The sequence below is a fragment of the Halorubrum trapanicum genome (assembly GCF_002355655.1).
Lineage (GTDB): Archaea > Halobacteriota > Halobacteria > Halobacteriales > Haloferacaceae > Halorubrum > Halorubrum trapanicum_A.
On sequence record NZ_AP017569.1, the window covers coordinates 2610253 to 2632924 of the forward strand.

General features: G+C 70.8%; 23 protein-coding genes. 10 read left to right on the top strand and 13 right to left on the bottom strand.

Annotated elements, in window-relative coordinates; all coding sequences use genetic code 11:
* Positions 1 to 33: 33 nt before the first annotated feature.
* Together CPZ01_RS12730 and CPZ01_RS12735 are read left to right on the top strand one after the other, a co-directional pair.
* Complete coding sequence (locus CPZ01_RS12730) at positions 34 to 1305, top strand: eIF2B alpha/beta/delta subunit family protein (protein ID WP_096395644.1); 1272 nt, start codon at positions 34 to 36, stop codon at positions 1303 to 1305.
* Positions 1306 to 1369: 64 nt separating this feature from the next.
* Positions 1370 to 2413, top strand: coding sequence for a succinylglutamate desuccinylase/aspartoacylase family protein (locus CPZ01_RS12735; RefSeq protein ID WP_096395646.1), 1044 nt, complete (start codon positions 1370 to 1372; stop codon positions 2411 to 2413).
* Positions 2414 to 2438: 25 nt separating this feature from the next.
* Here CPZ01_RS12735 and CPZ01_RS12740 read toward each other — a convergent pair whose 3' ends face one another.
* Complete coding sequence (locus CPZ01_RS12740; protein ID WP_096395648.1) at positions 2439 to 2963, bottom strand: hypothetical protein; 525 nt, start codon at positions 2961 to 2963, stop codon at positions 2439 to 2441.
* 168 nt (positions 2964 to 3131) lie between these two features.
* Here CPZ01_RS12740 and CPZ01_RS15105 point away from each other — a divergent pair, with 168 nt between their 5' ends.
* Positions 3132 to 3305 carry a hypothetical protein gene (locus tag CPZ01_RS15105; RefSeq protein ID WP_157745990.1) on the top strand — a complete coding sequence of 58 codons (174 nt, stop codon included), beginning with the start codon at positions 3132 to 3134 and terminating at the stop codon, positions 3303 to 3305.
* Positions 3306 to 3805: 500 nt separating this feature from the next.
* Here CPZ01_RS15105 and CPZ01_RS12745 read toward each other — a convergent pair whose 3' ends face one another.
* The 4 genes from CPZ01_RS12745 to CPZ01_RS12760 form a co-directional block, all read right to left on the bottom strand.
* Positions 3806 to 4573 carry a pirin family protein gene (locus CPZ01_RS12745; protein ID WP_096395650.1) on the bottom strand — a complete coding sequence of 256 codons (768 nt, stop codon included), beginning with the start codon at positions 4571 to 4573 and terminating at the stop codon, positions 3806 to 3808.
* Positions 4574 to 4692: 119 nt separating this feature from the next.
* Complete coding sequence (locus tag CPZ01_RS12750; RefSeq protein ID WP_096395652.1) at positions 4693 to 6087, bottom strand: OFA family MFS transporter; 1395 nt, start codon at positions 6085 to 6087, stop codon at positions 4693 to 4695.
* 185 nt (positions 6088 to 6272) lie between these two features.
* Positions 6273 to 6455 (bottom strand): hypothetical protein, encoded by a 183-nt coding sequence (locus tag CPZ01_RS12755; protein WP_096395654.1) that lies wholly within the window; start codon positions 6453 to 6455, stop codon positions 6273 to 6275.
* A 1-nt stretch (position 6456) separates the two neighbouring features.
* Positions 6457 to 8196, bottom strand: coding sequence for an L-lactate permease (locus CPZ01_RS12760; protein ID WP_197702921.1), 1740 nt, complete (start codon positions 8194 to 8196; stop codon positions 6457 to 6459).
* Between the two features lie 479 nt (positions 8197 to 8675).
* Here CPZ01_RS12760 and CPZ01_RS12765 point away from each other — a divergent pair, with 479 nt between their 5' ends.
* Both CPZ01_RS12765 and CPZ01_RS12770 read left to right on the top strand, forming a co-directional pair.
* Positions 8676 to 9284 (top strand): universal stress protein, encoded by a 609-nt coding sequence (locus CPZ01_RS12765; RefSeq protein ID WP_096395656.1) that lies wholly within the window; start codon positions 8676 to 8678, stop codon positions 9282 to 9284.
* A gap of 79 nt (positions 9285 to 9363) precedes the next feature.
* A complete protein-coding gene (locus tag CPZ01_RS12770; protein WP_096395658.1) occupies positions 9364 to 10425 on the top strand; it encodes an NAD(P)/FAD-dependent oxidoreductase in 1062 nt (353 codons plus the stop codon).
* 111 nt (positions 10426 to 10536) lie between these two features.
* Here the strand turns inward: CPZ01_RS12770 and CPZ01_RS12775 are convergent, their stop codons facing one another.
* The gene (locus CPZ01_RS12775) at positions 10537 to 10824 is read right to left on the bottom strand and encodes a hypothetical protein (RefSeq protein WP_096395660.1); all 288 of its coding nucleotides are present in this window, start codon (positions 10822 to 10824) and stop codon (positions 10537 to 10539) included.
* 340 nt (positions 10825 to 11164) lie between these two features.
* Here CPZ01_RS12775 and CPZ01_RS12780 point away from each other — a divergent pair, with 340 nt between their 5' ends.
* The 4 genes from CPZ01_RS12780 (at position 11165) to CPZ01_RS12795 (ending at position 14519) form a co-directional block, all read left to right on the top strand.
* Complete coding sequence (locus tag CPZ01_RS12780; protein ID WP_096395662.1) at positions 11165 to 11464, top strand: DUF7344 domain-containing protein; 300 nt, start codon at positions 11165 to 11167, stop codon at positions 11462 to 11464.
* Between the two features lie 112 nt (positions 11465 to 11576).
* Entirely contained in the window at positions 11577 to 12497 is a 921-nt protein-coding gene (locus tag CPZ01_RS12785; protein WP_096395665.1) for a DNA adenine methylase, read from the top strand.
* Between the two features lie 763 nt (positions 12498 to 13260).
* The gene (locus CPZ01_RS12790; protein ID WP_096395667.1) at positions 13261 to 13710 is read left to right on the top strand and encodes a universal stress protein; all 450 of its coding nucleotides are present in this window, start codon (positions 13261 to 13263) and stop codon (positions 13708 to 13710) included.
* Positions 13710 to 14519, top strand: coding sequence for a DUF63 family protein (locus tag CPZ01_RS12795; protein WP_096395669.1), 810 nt, complete (start codon positions 13710 to 13712; stop codon positions 14517 to 14519). The genes CPZ01_RS12790 and CPZ01_RS12795 overlap by 1 nt, the downstream gene beginning before the upstream one ends.
* Positions 14520 to 14551: 32 nt before the next feature.
* On the opposite strand, the gene CPZ01_RS12800 is transcribed toward CPZ01_RS12795, so the two are convergent.
* From CPZ01_RS12800 to CPZ01_RS12820, 5 genes are all read right to left on the bottom strand, one after another.
* Positions 14552 to 15034 carry a DUF456 domain-containing protein gene (locus CPZ01_RS12800; RefSeq protein ID WP_096395671.1) on the bottom strand — a complete coding sequence of 161 codons (483 nt, stop codon included), beginning with the start codon at positions 15032 to 15034 and terminating at the stop codon, positions 14552 to 14554.
* A gap of 74 nt (positions 15035 to 15108) precedes the next feature.
* Positions 15109 to 15690 carry a DUF2150 family protein gene (locus CPZ01_RS12805; protein WP_096395673.1) on the bottom strand — a complete coding sequence of 194 codons (582 nt, stop codon included), beginning with the start codon at positions 15688 to 15690 and terminating at the stop codon, positions 15109 to 15111.
* An 84-nt stretch (positions 15691 to 15774) separates the two neighbouring features.
* Complete coding sequence (locus CPZ01_RS12810; protein WP_096395675.1) at positions 15775 to 16632, bottom strand: TatD family hydrolase; 858 nt, start codon at positions 16630 to 16632, stop codon at positions 15775 to 15777.
* Positions 16633 to 16731: 99 nt separating this feature from the next.
* The gene (locus CPZ01_RS12815) at positions 16732 to 17760 is read right to left on the bottom strand and encodes a ring-cleaving dioxygenase (protein WP_096395677.1); all 1029 of its coding nucleotides are present in this window, start codon (positions 17758 to 17760) and stop codon (positions 16732 to 16734) included.
* 701 nt (positions 17761 to 18461) lie between these two features.
* Entirely contained in the window at positions 18462 to 19325 is an 864-nt protein-coding gene (locus tag CPZ01_RS12820; protein WP_096395679.1) for a DUF7260 family protein, read from the bottom strand.
* A 140-nt stretch (positions 19326 to 19465) separates the two neighbouring features.
* Here CPZ01_RS12820 and CPZ01_RS12825 point away from each other — a divergent pair, with 140 nt between their 5' ends.
* Positions 19466 to 19831: a cupin domain-containing protein gene (locus CPZ01_RS12825; protein ID WP_096395681.1), complete on the top strand. Its 366-nt coding sequence runs from the start codon at positions 19466 to 19468 to the stop codon at positions 19829 to 19831.
* Between the two features lie 3 nt (positions 19832 to 19834).
* Here CPZ01_RS12825 and CPZ01_RS12830 read toward each other — a convergent pair whose 3' ends face one another.
* Both CPZ01_RS12830 and CPZ01_RS12835 read right to left on the bottom strand, forming a co-directional pair.
* The gene (locus CPZ01_RS12830) at positions 19835 to 20173 is read right to left on the bottom strand and encodes a hypothetical protein (protein ID WP_096395683.1); all 339 of its coding nucleotides are present in this window, start codon (positions 20171 to 20173) and stop codon (positions 19835 to 19837) included.
* A complete protein-coding gene (locus CPZ01_RS12835) occupies positions 20170 to 22602 on the bottom strand; it encodes a penicillin acylase family protein (RefSeq protein WP_096396279.1) in 2433 nt (810 codons plus the stop codon). The genes CPZ01_RS12830 and CPZ01_RS12835 overlap by 4 nt, the downstream gene beginning before the upstream one ends.
* Positions 22603 to 22672: the final 70 nt, after the last annotated feature.

Sequence of the window (22672 nt, forward strand, 5' to 3'; positions counted from 1 at the left end):
ACGGTTAACTCCGCGTCCGCCGAACCCCGTCCCGTGACCGACGCAGTCAGGGTCTTCCTCAGACGCCGCGGGAGGGTGTTCTGTCCCGCCTCCCGCGGCGCGACCGAGGATGGGAGCGAACCGCTCGAAGTCCTCGTGGGGGACGTACTCGCAGGGGAGAGCGACCCCGCCGAGAGCGCGCGCCGTGTGGTCCGCGACGCGACACCCCGAGGGGAGTCCCAACTCGTCCGCCGCGGGGAATCACTGTCCGTCTCAGTCGGGGGAACCGACCGGACCCTCTCTCCCTTCCTGTTCGAGGTCGCGGCCGGCGGCATGGCCGACGACACCCCGGGCGATCCCCCGACCGCCGCGGGCGAGTGGCTGCCGCCGACGGCGTTCCTCCGGCACACGACGGCACCCGGGCTGTGGGAGAGCTACCGCCGTGTCGGGCCCGACACCGACCTGCTCCGGACCGACCGGACCCACGGCGCGGCGTGGCTCTCCGTCAGGGCGCTGGGAGCGCTGCGCGACCGCGCCGGCGCGGTCGCGTTCGGCGCGCTCGACGGCGGCGTCGACCGGGTCGCGGAGACCGCTCGGGAGCTCCGCGGCGCACGCCCGAGCATGATCGTCGTCCGACACCGGATCGACCGGGTAATGAGTGGGGCGGACCGCACGCCGGAGGCGGTCCACGACCGCGCCCTCGCGGGGCTCGACGCCGCGCTCGACGCGGACCGGCTGGCGGCGGAGCGGGCGGCGGCCGCGGTCGCGGAGACGGCCGGTCCGGCGGCGACGCTGTCGCGGTCCGGAACCGTCGCGGCGACGCTGCGCCGCGTCGACCGGCCGGTTGTCGTCGGAGAGTCGCGCCCGGGCCGCGAGGGGGTGGACGCGGCGGAGCGGTTCGCCGCCGCCGGCGTCGACGCGACGCTCGCGACCGACGCCGCTCTCCCCGGGCTCGTCCGCGAGGGCGACGTCGGCTGCGTCCTGCTCGGTGCCGACCGGATACTGCCGAGCGGCGGCGTCGCAAACAAGGTCGGCTCGTATCCGATCGCGCTGGCGGCGGCCGATGCGGGCGTCCCAGCGTACGCGGTCGCGGCCGCGGACAAGGTCGCGACGGCGGACGAAGTCGTCCGCGAGTCGGGCGACCCCTCGGCGGTGTACGACGGCGATCGCGCCATCGCGGTCGAGAACCCGATCTTCGAGCGGGTCCCCGGCGACCTGCTGGCCGGAGTGCTAACGGAGGACGGGCGGCTCGACCGGGCGGCGGTCGCGGCGCGGGCCGCCGAACACGAGTCCCGAGCGGAATGGACCGACCGGTGGGACCGCTGACGCGGGGCCGCGGCCCGACGGTCGGGTCGTCATATATAAACCCCCCGCAGCGCTCCCCCCTGACATGAGCGACGACCGGGCGTTCACGTACAACGGCGGGGCGGTACCGCCCGGCGACACCCAGAACATCCGCTACGGGATCAGCGAGACGTACCTCGGCGACCCGGTGCGGATCCCGGTCACAATCGTCAACGGCGAGCGCGACGGCCCCACCGCCTTCCTCACCGCCGCGGCCCACGGCGACGAGCTCAACGGGATCGAGGTCGTCCGCGAGGTCGCCCACGAGTGGGACCTCTCGGAGCTGGCGGGCACGCTGGTCTGTCTCCCCGTCCTCAACGTCCCCGGCTTCCTCGCCCAACAGCGGTACCTCCCCGTCTACGACCGCGACCTGAACCGGTCGTTCCCGGGGAAGCAAGGCTCGACCAGCTCGAAGCGGATGGCCCACCGGATCTACGAGAACTTCATCGCGCCCTGTGACTTCGGGCTCGACTTCCACACCTCCACCCGCGGCCGGACGAACATGCTCCACGTCCGCGCGGACATGACCGACGAGGCGGTCCACCGGCTCGCGATGGCGTTCGGCTCGAAGGTGATCATCGACAGCGACGGGCCGAGCGGCACCCTCCGCGGCGAGGCGACCGACGACGGCATCCCCACGATCACGATCGAGATGGGCGAGGCCCACCGGTTCCAGCGCCCGCTGATCGACGACGCGCTCGCGGGCGTCCGCTCGGTCTTCGCGGAGTACGAGCTCTTGGGGACCGACACGGTGCGCTGGCCCGGCTGGCGCACCATCGTCGCCGGCGCGGGCGAGAAGACGTGGCTGCGCGCCGACTCCGGCGGCATCGTCGACACCCACTTCGAGAGCGGCTCGCTCGTCCGCGAGGGCGAGCGCATCGCGACGATCACCAACCCGTTCAAGGAGGACGCGGTCGGCATCGAGGCCCCCTTCACCGGCCTCCTGATCGGCCTCCTGGAGAACCCGGTGGTCTACCCCGGGAACCCCCTCTGTCACCTCGTCGAGATCGGCGAGTCGACCCGCCGGGCGATCGAGGCCGGCGACGCGCCGAAGCCCGTCGGCCAGCCGGCGTCGACGCCGCGGCAGTGAGGCGGGATCCGGGCCGGCCTTCCCGTCACTCCTCACCGAGCCGCCCTCGGAGCGCGACCGCGGCACCGGCGACGACCGCGAGGAACCCGACGAGGAACGCGACCGGCTGGAGGAAGACGCGCTGCGCGACGACGGCGCCCGGCTCGCGCTCGACGGTTCGGGTCCAGAACTCGTACCGCTCGCCCTCGCGCTCGACGATCAGCAGCCCGTCGCCGGGCGTCGGGTCCGTCGGGTACGACAGCGAGTCGACGCGCTCGGCCGGGTCCTCGACGCCGAACCCGCCCTCGGGCGCGTCGCGAGCCCGATCGAACGCCGCGCGGGCGTCGGGCGCGAGGTCGGCGTACGCGACGACCGCGTCCGAGGCGTTCGAGTCGTTCGCGGTGTCGGGAACCGGCGACTCGATACCGGCCACCGACCCCTCGCCCACGGGCTGAACCGTGTGCGTGTAGGCGGGGTCGGGCTCGCCGACCGAGACGGGGAGGAACAGGGGGTTCGCCATCAGGAGGACGCCGAGCGCCACGAGCGCGACGGCAGCGAGCGGGGTGCGCATGGCTCGGGGTTCGTCGGGCCGGGAGTTGAGCGTTCGGGCTCGACGCGGATTTATAAGTTGAATCGTCGGTTTCCGCTGGTCGTTTATAAGTAACGGCGCTTCCGCGGTGAGTTCACCGTTCGATCGCGATCGCATTTATTCCCCTGCCGGGAGCTATTACACCCAAGAATGGACGATGAAACCAGACAGTGGCTCACCATCGTCGCGGCGTGTCTCGCGGGGTCGAGACCGGCCTATCTCGTGATTACCGGTGATGGAGGAACTCTCGCGGCACTTGTCATCATCTGCTCGGTGGTGGTGATCCTCCTTTCCGGCTGGCAGCTCCGCCGGGATTCTAGTTAACTTAGTAGTGACCGATGCGCGCGCCGTATTCAGTACGTCTTCGAGAGAATCACTTCCGAAGCCTCAGCCGGTCGCTTATAAATGACTGACCGTGGGTCGGGGGTGAACGCCTCCAAAGCCCCAGCCACTCGGCTGTCCGTCGGTGTCTACCGATCGACGGACACCACCTCCAAAGCCCCAGCCGGGAGGACAGCACACGCTCGCTGTGCTCCTCGTCACTCGCTGCGCTCGTTCCTGCGGTGCTTACTTCGCCTGTGCTGTCCTCCCGGCTGCCCCTTTGAGTCCCGCCCGACCGCGACCGCACCGCACCTCACGCCTCCCCAGCCTCGTCGCTGGCGCCGTCTGGCGCCAGCGACTCCCTCGCGCGTGCTGCTCGGCCGCGTGGCGGCCTCGCAGGCACGCGCCACCGCACAGCGGTTTATAAGCAACCGTCGTCGTCGCTCCTGGTTATTTAAATACTGTATCGCGTCCGGCGGTGGCGCACGTACCTCCGCTGTCCCCTACCGCCCGATCGTCCCCTGCCGCGTCACCGGCGCGTCGGGGTCAATGAGGAAGGCGACGACGGTCGCACCCTCCTCGCCCGCGGTCACGGTCGGCGGGGCGCCGTCGCCGGTCCACAGGGCGCTCTCCGTCTCGTCGAGGTTGGCGCCGCCGACCTCGGCGGCGCCCTCGAAGACGTACACGTAGGCGTCGCGGCCCTCGATCTCGGGGAGCGTCGCGGCCGCGTCCGCGTCGAGGCGAACGTCGTAGCAGTCGACCGCGTTGCGCACGGTGAACGGGTGGTCGGCGCCCGCGGGCGCGAACACGCGGCGCCACTCGTTCGGCTCGGGGTCGGGAAGCGGGCCGTGCTGGATCCCGGGCTCCAACCCGATCTCTTGGGGGCGGACGAATATCTGGAGCATCCGCAGCGGCGGGTCGTCCGCCAGCGTCTCCTCGGCGTGCCAGAACCCCGACCCGGCGTTCATCACGAGGAGGTGTTCCGAGTCGGTGACGAGCTCGTTGCCCTCGCGGTCGTCGTGGCGCATCACGCCCGCGGGCACCCACGAGACGATCTCCTCGTCGCGGTGCTGGTGCATCCGGATCAGCGTGCCCGGGTCCATGAACGACTCGACGACCGTCGAGAGCGGCCCGTACCCGTGGTCGTCGCGGTCCGGGAGGTTTCGCCCCGGGAAGTTGAACCGCGTGCGGAACTTCCCCTGGTCCTGAAAGACCTCGGAGCGGGGCGCGGGAAACAGGTCGCGGTCGGCGGCTGCGGTGGGTTGTTCCATTACCCCGAGTAGGCGCGCGCGGGCAAAAAGGCGCCCGGTGGCGGCGAGCGAAGTCGGCTGCTGCGGTGAACTGGGAGGGCGGCGGTGCGGCGGTGCGGCGGTGAGGCAGTCCGTCCCGATCAGTCCGCCGGCTGCGGTTCCGTCGATTTCAGCCCCGAACCGCTCGGCGGGCGGAGGACGAACACCGCTAGCCCCGCCGCGACCGCGAGCACCCCGCCGAGGATGAAGGTGGGGTTCCAGCCCATCGTCGCGACCAGGTAGCCGGCGACGACGCCGGAGAAGACTCCGCCGCCGACCTTCGCGGTGTACAGGACGGCGTAGTTGCCCGAGGAGTTGGCCGCGCCGTAGTAGTCGGCCAGCAGCGAGGGGAAGAAGACGTACAGCGGCGAGGAGAAGAACATCGCCCCGAGGACGAACGCGACGAAGACGGCGCCGTTACCGGCCTCCCCGGCGCCGACGAGGCCGATACGGAACAGCCCGGCGAGGAGGAACGACCCGGCCATCACGCGCTTGCGGTCGAACCGGTCGGTCGCCTCGCCGAGGATCAACCGCGAGACGCCGGCAGCGACGGGGAGGAGCGTCGCCGAGAGCGTCGCGATCAGCTCCGCGAGACCGAAGTTCTCCGCGAACCGGACCACGTTCGCGATGACGATGAGGTCGGCGCTCGCCATCGCGACGAACATCGCGTACAGCAGCCAGAACTGCCACGTCGAGAGCATCTCGCGCGTCGAGTAGTTGCGGCCGCGGATCGACGCCGCGAGGCCGTCACCGCCGTCCCCTTCGTCGCCGTCGCCGTCGTCGCCGTCGCCGTTTTTCCGGTCCAGCCAGTCCTTCGGGGGGTCACGGAGGAGGAACGAGCCGACGAGCGTGATCACTAGGATGCCGATCCCGATGTTGCGGAGCACGTCGCTGTACGCCGAGACGGTCGCGTTCGCCCGGACGTACGGGACGACCAAGGCGCTGCCGGCGGCGAACGCCATCGTCCCGACGCCGGTCGTCAGCCCGGTGCGGTCGGGGAACCACTTGACCGCGGTGTTGACCGCGACGGTGTAGACGATGCCGACGCCGACCGCGCCCAGCGAGTACAACAGGTACAGCTGCCAGAGGCTCGTCGCGTACGCGAGGCCGATGTACCCGCCGCCCGCGAGCAGCGCCGCGAGGAACGTGAGCGCGCCCGGGCCGCGGCTGTCGCGCCACTTGCCCGCGGGGAACTGCGAGAGCGACTGGAACACCACGTAAAACGAGAACACCGCGCCGAGCGCCGGCAGCGCGATGTCGAGGCCCTCTGAAAGCGCCGGCGAGATGGACGACCAGACGTACTGGTACGGGCTCACCGCGGCCATCATCCCGGCCGCGGCGGCGATCTGCCACCACCGCGAGAAGCCGAGCGTGTCGGCGGCGCGCGCGGCGTAGTCGACCCCGCCGGCCGACCCGCCGTCGGTCTCGCCCGTCGGTCCGTCGCCGCTCGTCCCGTCGGTCTCGGCGGCCGAGGCGTCCGATTCGTCGTTACCCATCGTCGTTCGTCGACCGCGTGGTAGTGTTCGGTGTCATGTCGTGTGCCTCGATCGCAGTGCGGGGCCGGTCCGTCGCGCCGCTCGCGTTCGTACCGGTACTGTTCGGACTGATCGATTAAAACGCGTCGTTGGGGTCGTACTTGCCTCGTCGATCCGCGGGCGAGCCGACCCCGAGCGGCGGGTCCTCAGAGCGCGTCCGGGTCCGCCGCCGTGAACCGGACCGCCGGGGGGATCAGCCCTCCGACGGTCAGCATCGCGAGACCGACCGCCCAGAGCGCCGCGACCTCGGCCGTCGAACCGTAGCTGATCAGGGGCAAGGAAAGCGCCATCAGGGCGAACGCCAGCGTGTACCGACCCAGGACGCCCATCTCAGGCCACCCCCAGGAGCCCGGCGGCGTTCAACAGGACGATCGCGAGGCCGACGAGCGCGCCGACGGCGGCGACCCACGGGATCGTCACTCGGAGGACGTCGCCCTCGCGGCCGACGATCCCGGCCGCGGTCGTCCCGAGGATGACGTTGCCCGGCGAGATCGCGTTGCCGATCGCGCCGCCGGCGCTCTGCCCGCCGAGGATCAGCGCCTCGGAGATGCCGCCGAGCTGCGCGGCAGTCTGCTGTTGGAGCCCGCCGAACAGGATGTTCGACGCCGTGTTACTTGACGTCATGAACGCTCCGAGCGAGCCGATGAGCGGGGAGAGGAACCCGTAGGAATTCGGCGTCGCGACGCTCGCGGTCCCCTCCGCGAGGACGAGCACCTGCCCGCTGTGGTCCATCAGCTTCGCCATGACGAGGAAGGAGATCACCGCGATCGACGCCGGGATCGCGGTCGCCAGCACCGCCCGAGTGAAGCCCGACCGATCGGCCTCGGCCCGCGCGGCGGCGTCCTCGTAGTGCCCGCCGCGCCGGTACGCGACGAACGCGACGAGCGCGCTGACGAGCAGGAACGTCCCGGGGTGCGACAGCGGCGCGAACGGCGAGTACGGCGCGGCCGCCTCGGTGACGACGCCGAGCCCGGTCGATATCTCGGGGAAGCGCAGGCCGACTTGGAGGCTTCCGAGCGCGTCGCCGAGCGGGGTCACGACCGCGGTGACGAACGCGATCGCGGCGAGGGCCGCGAACGGCAGCGCCGCGAGCGAGAGGCTCATCAGCCCCTCGTCGGGCTCGGCCGCCTCGGCGGGCGTCGCCACGCCGCCGTCGGCGACCGCGCCCGTCCCGTCACCTTCCGCGGCGGGGGTGGGGGACTCAGTCATCACGAGCCGCTTCCCGATCGCGTCGGTCGCGCTCGCGTACCGGTCCCACATCGCGAGCGGGCCGAGCGCGAGCAGGCCGACCGTCGCCGCGAAGAAGTTCGCGAACTCCGGCGGGATGACGGTCACCGCCGCCAGCTGGCCGCCGCCGTGGATCAGCGAGACGATCAGGATCATCGGGGCGGCGTACCGGACCGCCTCCATCCGACCGTATATCCAGGCGATCGAGAACCCGGCGATCAGGTTCGGGATCCACAGCAGGACGGCGAGCGCGAGCGCCGTGACGGCGACGCTTTGCATCTCGGTGACCTGGACCAGCGCCAGCCACGCCACGCCGAGCGTGCCGAAGGTGTTCGCCCAGGCGTGGCCGATGAGCGGGATGGCGACCGAGTACACCGGCTTCACGCCGAGCGCGAGCAGCAGCGGCGCCACCACGACGATGGGCGTCCCGAACCCGGAGATAGACTGCATGAACGAGACGAACACCCAGCCGAACGCCAGCACGAGGAACAGCTCGTTGTCGGTGAACGCCGTGATCCGCGTGCGCAGCGCCTCGAACCCGTCCGCCCGTTCGATCACATGATAGAAGACGAGCGCCGGGAGGATGACGTAGAGGACGAACACCGCGTCCCACACCCCCTTCGCGCTCGCCACGGAGAGCGCCTCGGCGGGCATCCCGTAGGCGGTCAGCGCGACCGCGGCCGCGGAGAACATCCCGACCGACGCGGCCTCGTGGGCCCGCCACCGCAACACCACGAGAGTGAAAAGCAGCAACAGCAGCGGAAGCGCCGCCAGACCGGCGTAAATCGGGTTAACTGGCAGCACGGCGTACCCCCCGAGGCGTTCCCCCGTCCCGCAGTCCACCGAACACCGAACGAGCGCGATTGATCCTGTATGTCACGTTTCTTCCCACATCGGTGGCGACATTCGAATTTTCTTCCGTCATATGTTGACGACACGATCGGGTTCAGTCAAAATTATAAAAGCATGCCCATTATACAGGTACTTCGACATGGTCCGTGTAATGAATGTGCTAATACCTATTATTCGTCGTGTCGATCGATAGATTCCAAAACGAACGTCCGGAGAGTTCGCCGCGTCGATGAACGGTTCTTCGACCGGTTTCGGGCGAAGCGTACGGTGACTCTCGAAGTCTGCGCGCAGTCAGAATAGCCGTTTATAGAGAAATCTCGTGTTTATTTGTAGAGAAACGGTGCGTACTCCGATCATAGCGCAGATAGATAATGATAATCGTCTATACTGTCGAAAATCGTTAACTGTTGGCCGCACGTACGTCGAACCGAACACGACCGAACCCCGCGACGGGGCGAGGCCTCCCACACATGTCCGCCGACACCGACACCACCGACGCTCCCGGCACCGCAGACCCGTCCACGACCGCAGAGTCCGCCGACTCGACCGCGACCGCGGAGACCGCCGACTCGACCGCGACTGCGGAGACCGCCGACTCGACCGCGACCGCGGAGACCGTCGAGACCGGCGGAGTCGCCGCCTCGGACGACGACAGCGTCGGGTCCGTCTTCGATCGCGTGCTCGTCGTCACCGGCGACGACGAGGCCGGGCGCGCCGCGGTCGACGCGGGACTGGACGTCGCCGCCGCCCACGGCGCGACGGTCGACGCGCTGTACGTCGTCGACACGGCCGAGGGCTGGGACGTGGTCGTCGAGCGCCGCGAGCGCGCCGGCGAGGCGCTCGTCGAGGACGCCGCGGCCCGCGGCGAGGCGGTCGGCGTCGACGTGGCGGAGCGGTTCCGGTACGGCACGCCCCACGAGGAGGTGCTCGACTTCGCCGACGTCCACGACGTGGACCTGATCGTGGTCGGCTCGGCCCGCCGCACGGGCCTCGACCGGCTCGTCCACCCCGAGACGGTTCCCACCCGGGTCCAGCGGCGCGCGTCCACGCCCGTGCTGGTCGTCGGCGCCGACGACTGACCGCCTTTCGGTCGCCGCCGCGCGCGTCGCCAGCGGCCGCGAGACGACCGGTTAAGTGGGTCGGACTCCAACGAACGGTGTGACTGACGTAGGCATCGTCGGCGCGGGCGCCGGGGCGGCCGCGGCGGCGTTCGTGGTCGACGGCACCGTACCCGACGCGGACGTGACCGTGCTGGAGAAGTCCGGGGGCCTCTGCGGGCGCGCGGCGACCCGACGCCACGGCGATCTCACGTACGACTACGGGGCGAACTACCTGAAAAGCGACGACGACCGCGTCGTCGAACTGATCACCGAGACGCTCGACGACGAGGGGCTCGTCGACGTGACGGACCCGGTGTACACCTTCGAGGCGGACGGGGAGGTGTCGCCCGGGCGCGACGCCGACGAGCACAAGTGGAGCTACCGGCGGGGGCTCACCCAGATCGCGAAGCGGCTGTTCGGCCGCACCGACGCGACCGTCCACCGACGGACCCGGGTCGAGACGATTCGGCGGGTCGAGGCCGCGGGTGGAGCGGGCGACGACCCTCGCTGGGAGCTCGACGACGCCGACGGCGAGACCCACGGTCCGTTCGACGTGCTACTTTTAAACCCGCCGGCGCCGCAGACGGCCGAGCTGCTCCGGACCGCCGAGTGGGACGACCCGCTCCGCGAGACGCTCGTCGAGGCGGTCGACGGGGTCGAGTACCGGAGCGTCTGGACCGCGGTCCTCCGCTACCCGTTCGCGCTCGACGTCCCCTACTACGCGCTCGTCAACACCGACAAGGAGCACGCGGTCGGCTGGATCTCCCGCGAGGAGTGCAAGGCCGGCCACGTCCCCGACGGCGAGACCCTGCTCGTCGTTCAGGCGAACGACGCGTGGTCTGACGCCCGCTACGACGACGACCCGGCCGAGAACGTCGCCGCGCTCGCCGACCACGCCGCCGAAATCGTCGGCGACGACCGGCTCGCGGACCCCGACTGGACCGACTACCAGGGGTGGCGCTACGCGCAGCCAGAGGGCGGTGTCGACCGCGGGCCCGTCGACTCGGCGCGGGACGCGGGGCTGTACCTGCTCGGCGACTGGGTCGCGGGCGAGGGGCGGCTCCACGCCGCCATCGCGAACGGGCTCGACGTCGGCGAGCGCGTCGCGTACGGGATTTAGGGAGAATCGAAGGCGAGAGGATCAGGACGGCGCCCGATCGGTCGCGGCGTCGCTGCGAGGAGACGGATTTTTCGAAAAGGGGTTCGCCGGCGTTTCGGTCGTGCGGTCGCGTCAGTTCGTCGTGATCCGGTACTCGACGGTCCCCAGCCCGGGGAGCGTGAGCGTCTGGACGCGCCCGCTGCGCCGGCGCAGGGTCCGCAGGACGGACCGCGACAGGACGGCGAGCGCGACGGTGCCGGTCAGCAGCGCGACTGTCGCGACGGGGTACGCGAACGCGACGAACGGTGCGAGGACGAGCGCGAGAAACGCGAGCGTCCCCAGCGGCGAGCGACTTCCCGGCGGCGACTCGGAGCCGATCGGCCGGTTCGCCTCCGCCGAGGTGATAGAACCTTGGTACATATCTCTCCGTACACGCTCCGCCGACTAAAACCTTTCACTTTACATATGGGTTTTGAGAAATGGTATCACGGGACAAGCACGTAAAACATCTGAAAAGGTTGTTCATGCGGTGTAAGCTGTACCATGGTATCTATTAGTATACCTCTCAAAAATCTGTGAAGTGGTCTCGGGGACGGCGGCGAAACCCCGGTCGCGCGGAGTCGGCCGCCGCGAACCGCGCTCACGGCCCGGGAGCCGAATCCGCCTATCGGGGGACCGACGGAGAGGCTCCCCGAAACGCGACTCGGCGGTGCTTTTATTTCGTTTCGACTGCTCTCGTAGATACGGACAAAGACACACGATGACACTCGATACTCCCACCACCGATCCAGCGGTCGCCGTCGCGGCGTCGGAGCGCAGGCGCGTGGTCGCCGGCCTCGCCGACGACGCCGTCGAGACGGTCGCGGATCTGCGCGTTCGCGGGCGGGCCGACGAGATCGCCGCCGAACTCCGCGAGACGCACCTTCCGGCCTTGGAAGAGGCCGGCTACATCGAGTGGGACCGCGAGGCCGGGACGATCGAGCCCGGTCCCAACTTCGAGGAGGCCGCGGCGCACGTCGACGACCTCCCGATGCCGGAGCCGGAGCCCTCCGACGACTGACCGGCCCGAGCGCTCGGCCGAGACCGACGGTCGGCACGCGACGGCCGCAGAGCCGCCCGCCGCGGACGCGGCCCGAGACGTTTATCCCCGGCCGCGGGCGACACCCGACAGCATGGCCGAGCCGATCCTGAAGTGGGCCGGCGGGAAGCGGCAGCTGCTCGACGAGCTGTACGCCCGGTTCCCTGCCGACTTCGGCCGCTACCACGAGCCGTTCGTCGGCGGCGGCGCCGTCTTCTTCGACCTCGAACCCGCCCGCGCGACGGTCAACGACGCGAACCCGCGGCTCGTGAACTTCTACGAGCAGGTCCGCGACCGCCCCGATGAGCTGCTCTCGCGGCTCGCCGAGTTCGACGACCCCGAGAGCGACCCCGACCCGGCCCGCCCGTACGCCGAGGAGACGGCGCGCGGCCGCGACGTGGACGCCTACTACTACCAGCAGCGCGCGCGGTTCAACCGCCGGCCGTACGAGGGGGAGTTCGACCCGCTGGAGGAGGCCGCCCTCCTCCTGTACCTCAACCGCACCTGCTACAACGGGCTCTACCGCGAGAACGCGGACGGCGGATTCAACGTCCCGATCGGCCGGTACACCGACCCCGACTGGGTCCAGCGCGACCGGGTCCGTCGCGCGAGCGACCTGCTCGCCGACACCGAGATCCGCAACGGCGACTTCGCGTACGTCCTTGACGCCGCCGAGCCCGGCGACCTCGTCTACTTCGACCCGCCCTACGAGCCGATGAGCGCGACCGCGAACTTCAACGAGTACAGCGCGTCGGGGTTCGACCGCGAGGACCAGCGCCGCCTGCTCGATGTCGCCGGCGAGCTCGACGACTCTGGGGTGTGGGTCGTCCTCTCGAACAGCGGCGTGATGTACGACGCGTACGCCGACGCGGGGTTCCGCGTCGACCGCGAGGACGCGACCCGCGCGATCAACAGCGACGCCGACAACCGCGACGCGGTCGACGAGATCGTCGCGACGAACGTCCCGCCGGCCGAGCGCCGAACGGCGGGCCAGCGGGAACTCCCCGACTTCTGAGCCCGCGGATTCGTTGAAATGCTCAGGATTCGATATCTCTCGCGCTCGATCGCTCAGTATAGGGGTAGCGACGAGCGATAGCGGGAGTGGGTATCGCAGATCGGCGGCCGCGAGGTAGTATTTAAATGACCGAGAGCGACGGCGACAACCGCTTATAAATCAGGCTGCGGTCGGCGCGCCTGCGAGCGGCCGCCATTGGCGGCCGCGAGCCAGCCCGCGAGGGACGCCGCGAACGCCCGCAGGGCGTGAGCGGCGAGGCTGGGGAGGTGTGAGGTGCCGTGCGGGGCTGTCTGGGGCGGGACTCAAAGGGGCAGTCGCGAGGCGGACGCAGGCGTTCACGAGAGCAGAGCTCTCGTGAGCCAATCAGAACGCGGAGCGTTCTGATGACGACGTAAGCACCGCAGCGAAGGAGCGCCAGCGACTGAGCGAGGAGCACAGCGAGCGTGCGTCCGCCCCGCGACTGGGGCTTTGGAGGTACTCACCGCAGCAGCGTCAGTCACTTATAAATAGCCGACAACAACACTCCAACTCCCCTTATAAACGGCCTCACTCACGACGTACAACACTCACTCCCGCAACCGATCAAAAAACACCCTCCAGCGACCGGCCGTTTCAGGCGAGAATTCGTCTGAAAAACGGATTCAACCGGATCGACAGGACGGAATCGCGCGGATCGAGGTACCGCGTCGACCCCGGAGCCGCGCGGTCACCCGACCACGCCGTTGGGGCGGGCTTTTTGACCTCCCCCGCCGACGGGTCGGGTATGACCGATCTCGACATCGACCTCGTCCTCGTGCCCGTCGACGGCAGCGAGGAGTCGCACGAGGCGGTCGATTACGCCATCGCGCTCGCGAGCGAGTACGGCGCGAGCGTCCACGCGCTGTACGTCCTCGACGAGGAGGTCGTCCGCGCCATCGACCACGGCGTGGTCGACGAGAGCGAGGTGGCCGACGACTCCGAGGCGTTCACCGACTCCGTCGCGCGCCGCGCGGAGGCCGCCGGAGTCCCCCACAGCAACTCCATCGCGTACGGCTTCTCCACGTCGGTGAAGACGGTCCACCCGGGGAGCGTCGTCCTCGACACGGCCGAGGAGCTGGAATCCGACTTCATCGTCGTCCCGCGCGAGCCGGTCTCCGGCGACCCCGGCGAGGTGCTGGGGAAGGCCGCGGAGTACGTCCTCCTGTACGCGAGCCAGCCCGTCCTGTCCGTCTGATGGTCGGCGGCCTCCTCCCGGCTGGCACGACGCTTCCCCCCCTCCCCCACCTCCTCGTCGTCCTGCTCGCGACCGGCGGGGTCGCCGCCGCGCTCCGGCGCCGGCGACCGCGGGTCACCGCGCGGCGCGTGCTCGCGCTCGCCCCGTGGATGGCGCTCGGCTCCGCGGCTCACGTCCTCTACGTCGTCGACGCGCTTCCGTCCTCGCTCGCGCCGTTCGCCGGCTCGCCGACCGTCTACCTCACGGTCGGGGTGCTCGCGGGCGCGGCGTGGCTCGCCGCCGACGCCGCGCGCCCGGACCGCGTCGCGGCGACGCTCGCCGCCGCTGGCGCCCTCTGTCTCCTCCCCGTCGTCGCCGTCGCCCTCGGGGCCGGGCTCTCGCCGGCCGGTGCGCGCTGGTCGGCGGTCGCGTTCGCGCTCACCCTCCCGATCGCGGGCGCCGCCTGGGTCGGACTGACACGTTTCCGACCCGAGGCCGCGGCAACCGGGTCCGTCGGCGCCCTCGCGGTGTTCGGCCACGCGCTCGACGGCGTCTCGACCGCGGTCGGGACGACGCAGCTCGGCTTCGGCGAGCGCACCCCCGTCTCGCGGATCCTGCTCGAAATCGGCGGACTCCCGTCGCTCCCGGTGATCGGCGAGGGGTGGCTGTTCCTCCTCGTGAAGCTCGCCGTCGCGAGCGCAGTCGTGTGGCTGTTCGCGGCCTACGTCCGCGAGGAACCGACGGAGGGGTACCTCCTCCTCGGGTTCGTCGCCGCGATGGGGCTCGGCCCGGCGGCGCACAACCTGCTGCTGTTCTCCGTGGCGGCGTGAGGGGAGGCTGGAGCGGCGCGCTCCCGGTCGCCTCACAGGACCGCCAGCGCGAACGCGACCGTGACGCCGGCAAGCAGGACGGCCTGGACGAACGCGCTGGCGAGGGCGCCGACCATCGCGTAGGCCGCCTGCCGAGCGGCCTCGCGCGTGTCGCCGTCGTGCTCGTCGAGGGCGGCGAGGAAGACGGTGCCGCCCAGTCCGACGACGATCCCGATCGGCCCGAGCGGGATCAGGAGGGCGATCCCCACCAGCGTCCCGAGGACGACGGTTCGGGTCGACGCGCCGCCGAGCCTCCCGGAGACCATCCCCGACGCGACGTCCGCGGCGGAGGCCAGCAGCGAGACGACGACGAGCGCGACCACCACGGCGAGGCTCGGTTCCGCGAACCCGGTGGTGGACGCGTAGCCGACGACGGTCAGCGCCGCGAGGACGCCGCCCGGCACCAGCGGGACGAACGAGCTGGCCGTCCAGACGACGAGCAGCGCGATCGCCAGTCCGGCCGCGAGAGAGACCATACGGACCGGACGCTACGTGCGCTGAAAACATTTCACCTCGAGCGGCCCGACAGGGGCGGGTCCGTCGACCCCGCTTAGTCCTCTTCTTCGACGACTTCCGGGTCCTCGATGGCCGATTGGAGGGAGTCGAGCCCGTTGACCCACTCGGAGACGAGCCCGTATTCGAGGTCCTCGACGAGCTCGATGTCGAGCGCCTCGCCGTCGATGACGCGCGTGCCGGCCTGAACGACGTAGCCGAGCGCGGCGTCGAGGTCGTCGTCCTCCTCGGCCTCGGCGGCCGCGCGCACGAACTCGCTCACGTCGCCCTCGACGACGCCGCCGACGACGTACTCCTCGGCCGCGTAGAAGACGGGGACGAGCGAGGTCTGGACGCCGTCGATCAGCATCACCTTGTCCTCGTCGTCGAACTCGACGTCGTCGAGGACGATCTCGCGGATGTCGCGGACCTCCTCGACGGCGCGGTCCTCGTCGATGCGGCCGTCGTCGAACGCGGCCAGCACCTTCACCACGGCGATCGCGGCGTCGTCCTGGAGGTTTAAGAGGAGCCGCGCGGAGTCCTCGTTCTCGGGGTCGATATCCTCTTCGGCCAGCCTGTCGAGCCAGTTCTGCCAGCGTTCGTCGGTATAGAACGTTTCAACGGCGTCGTCGTCGGTCATGTCCCGTACGTCGCCCGGACTACTCAAATGCCTTTCCTATCGATCGCCGCCCGAGACCGTGTCTCACCCGCGTGAATCCCGGAATCAGGGCTCTCTCTCCAGCGTCGCCTCGGTGTCGATTCCGTACACGGCGCGGGGGGTCTCGACGTGCGCCCGCCGGACCGCCTCGTCGTGCCCCTCATCCAGCAGCCAGCGCACCCGCCGGGGGACGGTCTTCGGGCCCAGCACCATCCCCGGGCGGTCCGGGTCGTCGACGAAGTCCGTCTCCATCAGGAACGGCTCGCCCGACTCGGCGGCCCGCTCCAGCCGCTCCTTGTCGCTCATCACGCTCGGGGTGACGCCCGCGAGTTCGCCGGCCGCGTAGTGTTTGACGACCTTCGCGGGGTCGAGGCCGACCGCCTCGGCGACGGCGGCGAGGTCGGTCAGGTCCTCCGTGGCCTCGGTGTGGAGCTGGACGGCGCAGTCGACCTCGGCGCCCAGCTCGAACGCGCGCCGCGTGACCGCGTTCGACGCCTCCCAGACCGCGTCGCTCACGTCGTAGTGCGGGCGCCCCGACTTCAGCGCGAGCGCCTCGCCGTCGGCGACGTACTCGCTCGCGACCGCCAGCCCGCCGCGCATGAGGTCGCGGGCGCCCTCCGGCGAGAAGCCGCGCTCGTCGACGAGCCGGCTGATCAGCCCGGGGTGGACGCCGAGGACGGGCCAGGCGCGCCCCGGTAGCGCCTCGGTCGCCGACGCGACCGTCTCCAGCGTCTCCTCGAAGACGGCCCGGAAGTCGGCCGGCTCGTCCGGCTCGACGCCGAGCAGCCACGAGGGCTTGTTCACCACGAGCAGGTGGGTGCCGCCGAGCCGCGCGAACTCCTCGACGGCCTCGATCCCGCGGCCGTGCCGAGGGTCGAGGTGGAGGTGATTGTCCAGCACCGGCGTGCCGAGGTCCTCGGTCATGGAAGGGCGTTCGGCGCCGCGCGATTAGAAGGATCGGTCTCGGGCGGGCAGTGCTTCGGCGGGGACCCTCTCAGTCCGCGCGGTTCGCCGCGAACCCCCTCAGTCCGCGCGGTTCGCCGCGAACGCCGCGTCAGACCGCGGCACCGTCACGTCGGCGAGGCCGGACTCGATCTCGTCGCGGCGGTCCTCGAACCGTCCGGGCAACACCAGCCGCTCCCCGAGTTCGTCGAGCGGTTCGTCGCTCGCGTACCCCGGGTCCGACGTGGCGAGCTCGAAGAGGACGCCCGCGAACTCCCGGAAGTAGACCGAGCGGAACCAGTGACGGTCGATCTGTTCGGTCGGGCGGAGGCCCATCGACGCGACCGCGTCGCGCATCGCCGACTGGTCGGCGTCGGTCGGCGTCTGGAACGCGACGTGGTGGACCGTGCCGCGGCCCGAACTTCCCTTCCGGTCCGTCTCGACCACGTCGACGTACTTCCCGACGGGGCCGGTCGCGGCGAAGCGCGTTCGGTCGGTCCCGGTCGCGGCGTCCCGCTCGGTCGCCTCGGCCTCCAGCCCCATCGTGCGGAGGAGTCGCTCGGTGCGCTCGGCGTCGTCGAGCCACAGCGTCACGGAGTGGAACCCGCGGATCGCGGCCGACTCGGGGACGAACGCGGTCCACGCCGTCGTCGGGTCGTCGTCGGGGACCTCGACTTCGATCAGCTCGACGGGGAGCCCGTCGGGGTCGCGGAAGGGAAGGACCGTCTCGCCGAAGCGCTCCTCGCGGTCGTCGTGGTCGACGCCGCGCTCGTCGAACCGCGCCTCCCAGTAGTCGAGGCTCCCCTCGGGCACGCGGAACGCGGTCCGGGAGACCTGGCCGGCGCCGACATCGCCGTCCGGCAGGTCCGTCCACGGGAAGAATGTCATGCTGGTGCCGGGCGTGCCCTCCGCGTCGCCGTAGAAGAAGTGGTACGTTCCGGGGTCGTCCTGGTTGATCGAGCGCTTCACGAGGCGGAGGCCGAGCGTCTCGACCCAGAAGTCGAGGTTGCGCTGCGGGTCGCCCGCGACGCAGGTCACGTGGTGGATCCCGGGGGTGGGGGTCGGTCCGTCCTCGGTTCCGGCGCCTGCGGAGTCGGATTCGTCTGTCATACTTTCGGATACGCCCCGGAGGGACTTGAATCGGCGCGGACACGGGTGTTACCGGGTCGGAATCGTCGGCGGAGACCGTCGATGGAAGGCCTCGATTTATAAGTGACTGCGAGCGGCGGCGCCATTATTTATAGGCTCAGGCGGTGGCGCGTGCCTGCGAGCGGCCGCCCTCGGCGGCCGCGAGACGGCACGCGCGAGGGAGTCGGTCGCCGAGCGAAGCGACGGCGACCGACGAGGCTGGGGAGGCGAGAGGTGTTGTGCGGTGCGTTCCCGCGAGCGAAGCGAGCGGGAGCACGGAAGTCGCAGCCCGCGCAGCGACCGAAGGGAGCGAGCAGGAACGTCTTCCGGTGGTGCGGGGTGGGGCTCAAAGGGGCAGTCGCGAGGACGAAGCACGGCGTTCACGAGAGCAGAGCTCTCGTGAGCCAACCAGAACGCTTCGCGTTCTGGTGACGACGCAAGGACCGCAGGGAGGGGAGCGTTAGCGACCGACCGAGGACCGCAGCGAGCCGCGCGAGTCCTCGCGACTGGGGCTTTGGAGATGTTCGCCGTCGATCTCCCGGCAACCATTTATAAATGAGCGGCTGTGAATTCGGAGGATTCACCGCTGGACCGCCTTCGTTTATAACTATCGTCGCGCATCCGTATCGACCGCAACTGAAGCGGAATACGCACGCTCGCTGGTGTTCACCCGAACCGACCAATCAGCGAGCTCGCGCCATGGCCCGCTCGATGCGCCCCCTGAGCGCCTCCAGCTGATCGCCGACCGAGCCGACCGCCGCCAACACCGGGTACGTGACGTCGAGGTCCTGGTAGCAGTACCCCGGGAGATCGATCGCGTCGCCGAGCGCGAGCCGGCGCTCGTGGTCCGCGAGCACGCGCTGGCGGCGGGCCGCGATCCGGTCGCAGTCCTCGCGGAGCGCCGCGGTCCGAGTCCGGCAGGCGTCGAGCGCGCCGAACCCGGCGCCCGCTGCGTCGCCTCCCTCTCCACCGAGTTCGTCGTCGATCGCCTCGATCTCCCGCCGGATCGGTTCGAGGCGGGATCCGGCGCGCTCGACCGACTCGGTCTCCGACTCCACGGCGTCGAGGAACGCCTCGCGCTCCTGAACCGCGGTCTCGACGGCGCTCAGCAGGGAGCGCTTGTACTCCTCGTGGAAGTAGTCCGTCCTGGTGAGCGCGTACGCGAGCTCCGGGCCGAACTCCTCGGCGACGCTCCGCTCGTAGGTGTCGTCGTACTCCTCGGCGTAGTGCGGGACCGACATCACGGTGGCGCGGTACGCGTCCCGCACCGCGACGAGCCGCGAGCCGGGAGCGGCCGTCACGTCGCCGCGACCTCCCGTTCCGCTGCCGACCGCGTCGCTCACCGCGCCGCCCACGCCGGCGAACCCGTCAGTTGCGGCGGGGTCGGACGGGCCGGGAGTCCCGCTCTCGTCCGGAATCGACGACACGCGGCCGCGGAACGCCCGGAACGCCTCGCGCTCGTCGACGACTCGGCGCCGCTCGACGCGGAGCTCGGCCCGTGCCGCCCGGATCGGATCGCCCTCCTCGTCCGCGTGAGTCGCTGCCATACCTCTCGGCACGGCGACTTCGCCCCTAAACGCTTATATGAGCCCTATCGGCCGACACGGAGGGGTCGGTGCGGCTCCGGAGACGTACATAGACCTCCGCCGAGGGCAGCGACTTTGGTGCTCCGCCCCGGACCGACGGTATGGAGAAGGTGTCCCTCGCCGACGCGTTCGACTCGTTCGACGAGACGTGGTCGCCGCGGCTCGCCGGCGAGCTCAACGGGCAGGCGGTGAAGCTCGCGAAGGCGGACGGCGAGTTCGTCTGGCATCAGCACGAAGACGCCGACGAGCTGTTCCTCGTCAACGCGGGACGGCTCCGGATCGAGTTCCGCGAGGAGGCGGACGCGGTGCTGGAGGAAGGCGAGTTCGCGATCGTCCCGCGCGGGACCGAACACCGGCCCGTCGCCGAGCCCGAGGCAGAGATACTCCTCTTCGAGCCGAGCGAGACGCGCAACACGGGCGACGTCGAGACCGACGAGACCGTGACCGACTTGGAACGCCTCGACTGACACTCACGCCGCCGCGGCGCGCGCCAGCGACCCGAACAGCGGCAGCCCGAGTCCGGCGCCGACCGTGACGTAGACGACCGGGAACATGTCCGACGCCGCGCCGGCCGCCGGGCCGAGCGAGACCGCGAACGCGGCGAGACAGACTACCCCCGCGCCGAGCGCGTACCCCGCCCCCCGACGCACCGTCGGCGCCGCGAGCGACGCGAGCGCGCCCGCGGCGATCAGCCCGAGCCAGTGGACCGACGCGAGCCCGACGCCGGCGACGAGCGCGGCGACCACCGCGACCGCGTGCGGACGCGGCTCGGTCCTGACGCGGTCGCCGAGCGAGGTCAGATCGATCATTGAGACCCCTCCGTCGACGGCTCGAACCGCACCGCCGGCTCGCCGCCGGCCCCGAGTGGCATCGGGCGCTGGTCGTTGTCGAGCCAGCGCCGGAGCTGGTCGTCGTAGTGCTCCGAGAAGTAGTCGCCGGAGTTCCCGCCCGGCAGGACCGCGGTCGCGTCGGTCCCCGGTCGCACGGCCATCCGCCAGCTCGACCCGACCGACGACTCGACGCGGTAGTTCTTCACCGTCGCGGGCGAGCCGTCGGCCGGCAGCTCCGCGTAGTTCAGGAACGGCGCCTCGCCGCCGAGCGGGTGCGTCATCGCGCGGGTGGTGTTGTAGTCGCCGTATCGGTCCCACCCCGCCTCGTCGATCTCGTCGAGCGCGTCGAGGAGGGCGGCGACCGCGAGGGCACCCCGGGGGCGTCCGTCGAACAGCGGGTCGTCGGCGGGGAGCCGCGCGAGCGTCCAGTCGCTCGGGTAGTAGGACTCGCCGAGGTCGGCGTCGGAGAACGCGGGGCCGAAGACGCGCTCGCGGAACTTCGGGAGATACCGGGCGAAGATCAGCGCGGCGCCGGAGTCGCGTCGCATCCGGTAGTCCCACTCGTCGAGGTCGTTGGCGGCGCGGATCACGTCCGAGTCGAAGCCGTGCCGGTCGCGGACCGCCTCGACCAGCTCGGGGACGAGCTCGGCCGCGCGGCCGTCGCGCACGTCGCTCTGGAGCGCGCGGTGGAAGTCGGGATCGGTCGGCTCACCCTCATCGACTCGCTCGGCCAGCCGCTCCGCGATCCGCGCGCCGCGGTACGGCGCCGCGTAGTCGACGCCGACGTAGTGGGCCGGGTCGTCGATCGGGCGCTGGTTGGCCGTCGAGAGGACGTCGGGGTCGATCGCGTGCGGCTTCTCCGCGAACGGGACGAACCCCTCCCACGAGGACTCGCCGAACGGCTCGAACCCCGTCCACTCCCCCTCGCCCGCGGAGCCGTCGAAGATCCGGTCGCCGTCGACGACCTCGCCGTCGATCCGCCGGATCGGCAGCCGGCCGGTCGCGTAGTAGAGCGTCCGGCCGTCGGCGTCCGCGTACACGAGGTTCTGCGTCGGAAGATCGAAGTCGCGGGTCGCCTCCAGCAGGTCGTCGACCCCCTCGCTTCGCCCGTACGCCTCGATGGCGGCCGTGGTACGCGTCGCGGTGTGACCGGTCCACGCGACGCCGACCGTCCGCCCCTCCCGTTCGATCAGCGGGCCGTGGACGGTCCGTCGGACCCGGAGCTCGCGGTCCTCGCCGCCGGCGACCGGGATCGTCTCGCGCTCGTCGGTCTCGAAGTCGCGCCACTCGCCGTCGTACCGGTAGCGGTCGCCCGCGTCGTCGATCTCGTACCGGTAGCAGTCGAGTACGTCGGCGCCGAGGTTGGTGAACGACCACGCGCCGCGGTCGTTCGCGCCCGCGATGACGAACGGGACGCCGGAGAACGTCGCGCCCCGCACCGACCGCTCGGGCGTCTCCACCGACTGCTCGTACCACAGCGGCGGCGCCTGTAAGGAGAGGTGCGGGTCGTACGCGAGGATCGGGGTCCCGCTCTCGGTGTGCTCGCCGGAGACGACCCAGCTGTTCGAGCCGACGCCGGTCGGCGACTCGAAGCCGGAGAGCCAGTCGGTCAGGGCGGGGTCGACGGGCTCCGCCGACCCCGTCGCTGACCGGTCCCATCGGCGGCCGCCCGCGTCGGCCGCGTCTCCCGTCGCCCCGTCCAGCCGCGTCTCCGTCCCGTCGAGGATCGTCTCCTCGTGGTCGTACCGCTTCGGGAACAGCGTTTCTGCGCGCTCCGCGCCGAGGCGCTCGGCGACGAGCGCGCGCCGCAGTTCGCCGAAGCCCCCGGTGAGCGTCCACGAGATCTGCTTCTCCATCAGCATCGAGTCGACGGGGCTCCACGGCTCGGGCTCGTAGCCGATCAGCTCGAACTCCAGCGGGAGCGGGAGGTCCTCCATCGCCCTGTTGACCCCGTCGCTGAACGCCTCCACGAGCGGACCGGCGCGCGTCTCGGCGACGACGTCCCAGGTGGCCTCGGCGGCGTCCGAAAACCCCATCGCGACGTTGAACTCGTCGCTGTCGAGGGTCGCCTCCCCGACGACCTCGGAGAGCCGGCCGCGCATGGCGCGGCGCTGGAGGTCCATCGCGAACAGCCGGTCGAACGCCTGGCAGTAGCCGACCGCGAAGTACGCTGCCGGCTCCGCGTCCGCCTCGACCTGCGGGACGCCGAACTCGTCTCGGGCGACGGCTGCGGGACCGTGCGGGCTCTCGACGGTCTCGGGGAGCGACCGGTCCGCGGCGTCCCACGCCTCGCCCGACAGCGGGGCGAACGAGTCGAGGAGGTCGGCCGCGTCGCTCGCCGCCAGCCCGGCGCTGCCGGCCGCGAGGACGCTCGCGAGGACCGCGCGGCGCGTGGTGTCGCGCGTCACCTCCGGACCGAGGCCGCGGTCCCTCATTATTATTCGGGTCGAACCCGGCGGGAAACGTACATCCCTCCGC

What these genes read in the sequence shown, in the direction of transcription:
- CPZ01_RS12735 (WP_096395646.1), top strand. Translation starts at nt 1,370, where the DNA reads ATGAGCGACGACCGGGCGTTCACGTACAACGGCGGGGCGGTACCGCCC.
- CPZ01_RS12740 (WP_096395648.1), bottom strand. Translation starts at nt 2,963, where the DNA reads ATGCGCACCCCGCTCGCTGCCGTCGCGCTCGTGGCGCTCGGCGTCCTC.
- CPZ01_RS15105 (WP_157745990.1), top strand. Translation starts at nt 3,132, where the DNA reads ATGGACGATGAAACCAGACAGTGGCTCACCATCGTCGCGGCGTGTCTC.
- CPZ01_RS12745 (WP_096395650.1), bottom strand. Translation starts at nt 4,573, where the DNA reads ATGGAACAACCCACCGCAGCCGCCGACCGCGACCTGTTTCCCGCGCCC.
- CPZ01_RS12750 (WP_096395652.1), bottom strand. Translation starts at nt 6,087, where the DNA reads ATGGGTAACGACGAATCGGACGCCTCGGCCGCCGAGACCGACGGGACG.
- CPZ01_RS12755 (WP_096395654.1), bottom strand. Translation starts at nt 6,455, where the DNA reads ATGGGCGTCCTGGGTCGGTACACGCTGGCGTTCGCCCTGATGGCGCTT.
- CPZ01_RS12765 (WP_096395656.1), top strand. Translation starts at nt 8,676, where the DNA reads ATGTCCGCCGACACCGACACCACCGACGCTCCCGGCACCGCAGACCCG.
- CPZ01_RS12775 (WP_096395660.1), bottom strand. Translation starts at nt 10,824, where the DNA reads ATGTACCAAGGTTCTATCACCTCGGCGGAGGCGAACCGGCCGATCGGC.
- CPZ01_RS12780 (WP_096395662.1), top strand. Translation starts at nt 11,165, where the DNA reads ATGACACTCGATACTCCCACCACCGATCCAGCGGTCGCCGTCGCGGCG.
- CPZ01_RS12785 (WP_096395665.1), top strand. Translation starts at nt 11,577, where the DNA reads ATGGCCGAGCCGATCCTGAAGTGGGCCGGCGGGAAGCGGCAGCTGCTC.
- CPZ01_RS12790 (WP_096395667.1), top strand. Translation starts at nt 13,261, where the DNA reads ATGACCGATCTCGACATCGACCTCGTCCTCGTGCCCGTCGACGGCAGC.
- CPZ01_RS12795 (WP_096395669.1), top strand. Translation starts at nt 13,710, where the DNA reads ATGGTCGGCGGCCTCCTCCCGGCTGGCACGACGCTTCCCCCCCTCCCC.
- CPZ01_RS12800 (WP_096395671.1), bottom strand. Translation starts at nt 15,034, where the DNA reads ATGGTCTCTCTCGCGGCCGGACTGGCGATCGCGCTGCTCGTCGTCTGG.
- CPZ01_RS12805 (WP_096395673.1), bottom strand. Translation starts at nt 15,690, where the DNA reads ATGACCGACGACGACGCCGTTGAAACGTTCTATACCGACGAACGCTGG.
- CPZ01_RS12810 (WP_096395675.1), bottom strand. Translation starts at nt 16,632, where the DNA reads ATGACCGAGGACCTCGGCACGCCGGTGCTGGACAATCACCTCCACCTC.
- CPZ01_RS12815 (WP_096395677.1), bottom strand. Translation starts at nt 17,760, where the DNA reads ATGACAGACGAATCCGACTCCGCAGGCGCCGGAACCGAGGACGGACCG.
- CPZ01_RS12820 (WP_096395679.1), bottom strand. Translation starts at nt 19,325, where the DNA reads ATGGCAGCGACTCACGCGGACGAGGAGGGCGATCCGATCCGGGCGGCA.
- CPZ01_RS12825 (WP_096395681.1), top strand. Translation starts at nt 19,466, where the DNA reads ATGGAGAAGGTGTCCCTCGCCGACGCGTTCGACTCGTTCGACGAGACG.
- CPZ01_RS12830 (WP_096395683.1), bottom strand. Translation starts at nt 20,173, where the DNA reads ATGATCGATCTGACCTCGCTCGGCGACCGCGTCAGGACCGAGCCGCGT.